This is a genomic window from Candidatus Weimeria sp. HCP3S3_B5 (assembly GCF_052064335.1).
Classification (GTDB): Bacteria; Bacillota; Clostridia; order Lachnospirales; family Lachnospiraceae; genus Weimeria.
The window spans coordinates 124,687-131,153 of sequence record NZ_JBQHVU010000004.1 but is presented as its reverse complement, the minus strand read 5'-3'; the positions used below and the strand labels follow the sequence as shown (position 1 = coordinate 131,153).

Here is a 6,467-nt window from a genome sequence, read left to right as displayed (position 1 = left end):
TGCCAGCTGATTGAGTCTTGATCCATATCCAATATTAAAAGGCTGTAAAAATACAGCTTGTTTACTATGCCCTTTTTTAGTTTTCCTTAAGCGCTACTTTGTTTCAAACTTGCACCTACAGGATACTCATATCCTGATATCTTTATATTTATTTTTCTTCCACATTTACTGCATGAAATATTCTCATTACAATAGTATTCAATCTCATCGCCCATGCCATTGTCACCATGGTCATAGGAGCAAGACTCAAAATCGAAGTCATCCCGGCAAATTTTCATTTCGTTATCGCAATCATCACATTTAATCAAAAGATCATCCATCAGTTCCATCATAAATATATCCTCCTGTCTAACATTAAAAACTGTTTATAAGTAAATTCAGAGATGAAAAAATCCCGCCCGCATGGGAGATATCCTGTTGGGATAATGCGGTCGGGATCTGTGTTTTATAGATCCTCGGGGCGTTTACAGGGTGCCCCGGGTGTTAAACACTGTTTGTCAAATTGTTAAAAATTCGAAGGATTGGGTATTACTTCTTGTCAGTCTTCTTAGAAGCCTGAGTTGCCTTAGGTCCCCAGATAGTCTTGTTAGAAGAACTCTTTGCGTAAGCCTTAACCTTTACAGTAACCTTTGCGCCCTTCTTTACCTTGAGTGAAGTTGAGCTTGAGGATACGTTCTTGGCTACCCAGTCACCGTTACCTACCTTCTTGTAGACACGATACTTGATGCCAGATCCCTGGTTCTTCCATGAAACCTTGACAGCAGCACCCTTCTTGTTGGCAATCTTTAAGCCAGTTACTTTTGCAGGAACCGGAGTAGTATCGTACTTAACAGCAAGCTTTGTAGAGTCGCTGTCTACAAGAGAGTAGTCAGTCTCAGAAAGTCTGCCCTGTGTAGGATTGATTGAAACGATCTGAGTTCCTTCCTGGCTCGGGATCAGAGTAACCTCATAAGTCTTAGGGTTCTCAGTAGCTGCCACGAAGTAATTAAGGGTGTTGTAGTTGAAGGCATTCTCTCCGTCACCGATCGTGAATGCAGGATCAGACTTAGGGTTAAGAGAAGCTGCTGGAGTATACGCTACAGAAACCTTAACTACAGTAGTCTTGTCGATTACGATAGAAGCTCCTGAAGTAACTGCATTCGTCTCATAGATAGTCTTACCTGTTGCGGCATTCGTGATCTTGGTTACGTAGTTCTTCTGACCTGCTACAGACTTAACTGTTACAACCTTGTATGTATTACCAATCTTACGGCTTGGGTCACTAGCAGTAACAAGAAGGTGCTCAGTCTTTCCTGCTACAGTAGCTCTCTCAACAAAGCTGTATAACTTACCATTAAAGTTGTTTATGAAAGCAGATTTGTCATCATTGTTGTAGATTGTGCTGTTATCAAGCTGATCTTTCTTCTCAAGAACATCAGTTGTAAGGTCAGCATTTGAGCTTACATGTACAGGAACAAAACTGTCGTCTTTTGGATTGATGACGCTGGATGTTCCAAGATTGAGCCATGAAGCCCGGCTGGTAGCTATTCCTGATGTTCCGAGATCATATGAACTCTGAAGACCATTAACTGTAGCATCAGCATAGTCAACTACTACGTAGAAGTATCCGGTTGTAAGTGCAGAAGTCTTTGTCTCAGTAGAAACAACCTTTACAGGGAATACATATGCCGGACTCTTGTTGGCCTTAGCCTGAGCATTCAGATAATCATGAGAGATCGTTACAACACCAGTTTTAGGATCGATTGACTCACCATGTTTTGGTGTAGTTGCAAGTGCATAAGAGAGGTTTCCAGTTCCCTTTACAGTAAGAGGCTCCTTGACATCTGCTGTTTCGTCACCTGTTACCTCGATCTGGTCATAGCCTACCTGAGCTGCTGCAAGTGCTCTCTCGTCTGTGAGATTAGCGTTGTTCCCGTTGTACTGTCTTGTAGTAAGAACAGTAGCCTTGTCTCCATCCTTGCCTGTTACTGTGATCTGGTCATCTGAGTTAGCGTTCACTCTGAAGAATACATATACAGGAGCACCTGATACGCCATTAGCCTTCGGAGTGATCTTTACTACTGCTGTACCAACCTTAGAAGCTGTTACAACTCCCTTGTCACTTACAGTCACGTTCAGGGTATCAACATCATATGAATATGAAGTGTTATCCTTGTTTGAGTAGATGTGAGAAGCAAGATCAAAGGTCTTGTTTGTAGCAAGGTCTAAGTCGATAACCTTCGCATCAACAGGGGTATTGCTTGTAGAACTATATACATAGTTCCCTTCTCTTACCTGGATTGAAGGACCAGCGTTTACAGAAACTGCAAGGTTGATCTGAGCGATGAACTTGACACCTGTTGCTCCATTCTCAGTGTTATCTGTATAAGGAACATAGTAGGTCTCATAGTATACGCCGTCGCCTAAAGTAGTAGTAGCAGACTTTTTGATTGTTGAATCCTTTACAGCGTTACCATCCGCTTTAACGCAATCGACGATTCCTCCTTTATCGAAGTTGATGCCACCCACAGCATTTGCGTAGTCAACAGTTGAATTCGATCCGTTCAGCTTTTTGTTGTTGGTTCCAATGAACTGTATACCATCCAGGAAATCCTTGCTGAGAGGATCAGCAGATGTTGTTTTAGCGTTTACTGTGGCTTCATCAGTGGCGATCGTGCCTGCGTCATAGACGTTTGTTATGACACCTGGATCAGCACCTATTACAGAGATCGTGTGGTTGTAGACGATCTTGTTTACAGCACCTGAGGTGTAAACACCTACAATACTAGCCCCGAGTGTGTCATCTGCGAACTGCTTAGCATTTGCTACCTTCACAGAAAGCTTTCCTACGCCATTTGCTCCACTCTCGGTGATAACTGCTGATCCCTGAGTGAATCCCATGTTCGTAGGAGTTGTGCTCGGAGCTTTCGTCAGATACCACTTAAGCTGGTCTGCTGTGTAGTTTTTACCATCGATGTCGAAAGAAACATCACTGCTTACAAGGCTGTAAGTAGTGTTGTCTGTTGCGATGATAGCATCCTTAACACCGCCGTAGGTAGCTGAAGCTCCCTGTGCAGCTGTATCTGCTGCATCTTGAGCTGCGTTGTCGTTGTAGTGGAATGGCACTTTTGTTACTGATGTGCCATTTGTCAGCTCAACATAGTAGTCATCTGATGTGGCTGTAGCGCCCGCAGTAACAGTTACGACCTCACTCTTGGCTTTGCTCAGGCCAGAAACACTTGTTTTATCGGCTGTGAGCCCTGTTGCAACAGTGTCATCGCTCTTTTTCTTTACTGCTACTGATACTGTAGTTATGGCGCTATCACCTGTTGCTTTGAGTATGACTGTAAACGTAGAACCACTTTTTACAACATTAGTGGTGTTGCCTGAAACGACTCCAGTTTCATTGCTGACAGCGTCAGCGGCAAACGTAACTGTCGCTGATCCGTTAACAGCCGTAGCAGCCTGTGCCTCAACTACGCCCTGAAGTCCAAGTGTGCTTACAGGAGCGAAGGTAAGTGCAGTTGCAGCTGCAAGTACGATAGCTAAACCTTTTTTCATGTTTAACATTTTTTATTATTCCTCACTTTCCGAAGGTTTAGGGGCTAGGTGCTAGGGGTTAGGGGTTAGGGTTACTGAAGTTTAGCCGAATCTTGAAATTCTGATAAAACTAAAGCTCCAAAACCCTGGACCCTGTGCCCTTGGCCCTATCCCCTTCCTTCATCATGGAATGTTTATCATGGTACAAGTGAAGGAGCGTCCTCCCAAACCACTCACACAGCCGAGGCGATAGACTGTCGCGGATGCGTCCCGCTATGTCAATCTGACTGTGTTTTCTTCACAGTCCTTGGGGAGAGCCTTTCCTCTGGCAATCAGGACCTGAGTCCCTCATGCCTTCGAAATGGATAGCAACTTACGCTGATGTGTTGCTTCTCTCCTTAGGACATTTACCACTATAATCTTCTTTGTCTGAGGCGTAAAATCGGCGCAATCTGGAAATACGGACTTATTCTACACTTGCTTATCAAGTGTGGGGAAAACAGTAAAATATGCTCAGATGTCTTATTTTTATCAATTAAACTTTTTCAATCTTTTTTCAAACCATTCCGGATCAGATCAAAGCAGAGGCCGCAAAGCCTCTTGGTATCGGCCGGATCTGACCTCCTCCTGTTATCAGAATAGATATAGAAGATCGAATAGAGATAGCCCTCTACTATATCCTGATCGGCCCCTCTCCCATATCCGCTGAAGGCATCAGAGGAAAAAATCCTGTGGAGAAAGTCTCCTCTTATACCGCCCTGCCCCTCATGGGTGATCAGCTGATAGATCCCATCGTTACTATCGAAGAAGTCGTAGATCGTGCCTATATCCTCCTTCAGATCTCCTTTAAGCCTCTGGCAAAGTCCCTCTGCCGCATCGTCTATTATATCGTGCTTTAAGTCATCAAGGTTCTTATAATGCAGATAGAAGGTCTTCCTGTCGACCCTGCAATAGCTGCATAGTCCCTTTACTGTGATCTGATCCATTCCACAATCCGAAAGCAGGTCTGTATAGCCCCTTCTAAGAGCTGCTATAGTCCTTACGACCCTTTGGTCTTCTGCCCTTACTGCCACTTTTATCCCTTTCTATGCTGATAACCGTCTGCTGCTTATTCTATGATTTTCCTGAACGCAAGCCATAATCTTCATTCATCTCTACTGTCTGATCTCCTCTCCCTGCCGTGGATCGCCTCGTAGTAGAGCCTTATGATCTGGGCATATCCTATCCCTGGAACGGCTATAAGCTCCTTTTCACTCAGCGAAAGCGCCTCTCCTGCTGTATGGATACCCTCTGCAGAAAGGGCCTCGACTGCTCTTCTACTAAGGCCTGTCTTAGAAAGAGGCGTATCAGGTCCTATCGCCTCCCTGTCTCTTTCCTCCAGGTCCATCCTTGCCATAAGCTCTGCCCCGTAGCCCTCTGCTGCCTCTATCAGATCATAGAATATCTCAGATGGATCCGCCTCCATGGCATCGCCTAATGTCCGAACTCCCTGTCTGGTAAAGTAAGCCTTCTCCTCAGGCAACATCTGATCAGGATCAAGCTCCCTGTCTCCTGCCCTTTCAAGGTCTGCTATAAAGGCCCTGGCCTGACTTATCCATAAGAGCTCTCTTTTATATTGCCTGTACTGTTCCTTCAGGTCAGACAGCCTTTTCAGATACTCATATCCGAGGACCAGGTCATCACGCCTTCTTCTAAGCTTCCTAATAGCCCTCTCCCTTATAGCTCTTACAGTATTAGGATGGATGGAAAGCCTATCTGCTATCTTGCCTGTGCTCTGCCTGTTTCTGTAATATAAGTCGATAACCTCCCTTTCCTGATCCGAAAGCTCCTCCCTTTCTATCAGTGAAAGCTCCTCAGGAAAATCCCCCGGTATATATACCATCTCTTCGAACAGATCGCCTGCCAGATCATCCTCCCAAGCCAGAGGCCTTAGCTCTCTTATCTCCTGATCCGATACAAAAGAGGCCTCGCGCTGTCTTAGCCCCTTTACTAGCGTAGAAAAGGTAGAATGACTGATCCCTGCCTCGGCAAGAGCTCTGGAAATCGGGACACCGTCCTTCATCTGAGAAGCTGCAAGAGACAGCCGTCTGGCGAACTCCTCACAGAGCCTGATATCAGAAGATAAAAAGCGCATTGAAAACCTTTCTTTAATACACACACCTGACATAGGTGTTGACTTTTGCTATCATTGCAGAAATTTTATCATTTTTGCGTTATTAACGCAAGTTTCTATATTTTTAATATAAGATTATCGGTTATAGTAGTTAGGTCTTATCGGCTGCTCTCGGATGTTTTCAAAGAAATGACATATATCTGAAGCGGCCCCATTGATATGGATGGTATCAGGCTGTCCGGAATAAAGACATAAGAAAAGGAAGGTTCCACTCGGAGGTTTTAGATGATAGAAGGGCTTGCTGTTAGATTAAAAGAAAAAAGACAGGCTCTTGGCCTGTCACGTAAAGTCGTTTCTGAAGTTATAGGAATCTCTGCGTCTACACTTGCCGATTATGAAAACGGACATATAGAGCCCTCTCTTAAGGTCCTGATGAAGCTTGCCACCCTCTATAAATGCTCGACAGACTATCTGCTTGGAATGGAAAAGGAGCTGCCTCAGGCAGTCCTTGATGTAAGCTCCCTTAACTCCAGACAGATACAGGCCCTTAAGATCATAACAGAGGGACTGCACTAGCTGCAAACAAACATAACTGTTCTCTCCACTAAACCCTAGGCCCTAAAACCTCACACCTCTCACCTCTGACCTATTTTGCTAAGGAAGTTCTTTTCGCTAAATTCGAGCTTCGCCTATAAGGAAGTTCTCTTCGCTAGGTTCGACCTTCGCTTATCAGCTCGGTCTCACCAATCTCAGAGAACGGCCTCGCTTGTGGCTCGAACTTCGTCTACGACTCGTTCTCGCTAACAAGGAAGTTCTTTTCGCTAAATTCGAGCTT

At 44.7% G+C, this 6,467-nt stretch carries 5 protein-coding genes; 1 reads left to right on the top strand and 4 read right to left on the bottom strand.

Translation table 11 applies throughout. From position 1 onward, the window contains the following. Positions 1-86 precede the first annotated feature (86 nt). From ACTNCK_RS03525 to ACTNCK_RS03510, 4 genes are all read right to left on the bottom strand, one after another. Entirely contained in the window at positions 87-332 is a 246-nt protein-coding gene (locus ACTNCK_RS03525) for a hypothetical protein (RefSeq protein ID WP_441080997.1), read from the bottom strand. A 196-nt stretch (positions 333-528) separates the two neighbouring features. Next, on the bottom strand, positions 529-3,540 hold the full coding sequence (locus tag ACTNCK_RS03520) for a hypothetical protein (protein ID WP_441080996.1): 3,012 nt from the start codon (positions 3,538-3,540) through the stop codon (positions 529-531). Between the two features lie 524 nt (positions 3,541-4,064). Then, positions 4,065-4,592, bottom strand: a complete 528-nt coding sequence (locus ACTNCK_RS03515) for a TetR/AcrR family transcriptional regulator (RefSeq protein WP_441080995.1) — start codon at positions 4,590-4,592, stop codon at positions 4,065-4,067. Between the two features lie 71 nt (positions 4,593-4,663). Next, entirely contained in the window at positions 4,664-5,653 is a 990-nt protein-coding gene (locus ACTNCK_RS03510) for a sigma factor-like helix-turn-helix DNA-binding protein (protein WP_441080994.1), read from the bottom strand. A gap of 264 nt (positions 5,654-5,917) precedes the next feature. Here ACTNCK_RS03510 and ACTNCK_RS03505 point away from each other — a divergent pair, with 264 nt between their 5' ends. Next, entirely contained in the window at positions 5,918-6,208 is a 291-nt protein-coding gene (locus ACTNCK_RS03505; protein WP_441080992.1) for a helix-turn-helix domain-containing protein, read from the top strand. The last annotated feature ends 259 nt before the right edge of the window (positions 6,209-6,467 follow it).

Excerpts from the sequence above, each read along its gene's own strand:
- ACTNCK_RS03525 (WP_441080997.1), bottom strand. The coding sequence starts at position 332 with ATGATGGAACTGATGGATGATCTTTTGATTAAATGTGATGATTGCGAT.
- ACTNCK_RS03520 (WP_441080996.1), bottom strand. The coding sequence starts at position 3,540 with ATGAAAAAAGGTTTAGCTATCGTACTTGCAGCTGCAACTGCACTTACC.
- ACTNCK_RS03510 (WP_441080994.1), bottom strand. The coding sequence starts at position 5,653 with ATGCGCTTTTTATCTTCTGATATCAGGCTCTGTGAGGAGTTCGCCAGA.
- ACTNCK_RS03505 (WP_441080992.1), top strand. The coding sequence starts at position 5,918 with ATGATAGAAGGGCTTGCTGTTAGATTAAAAGAAAAAAGACAGGCTCTT.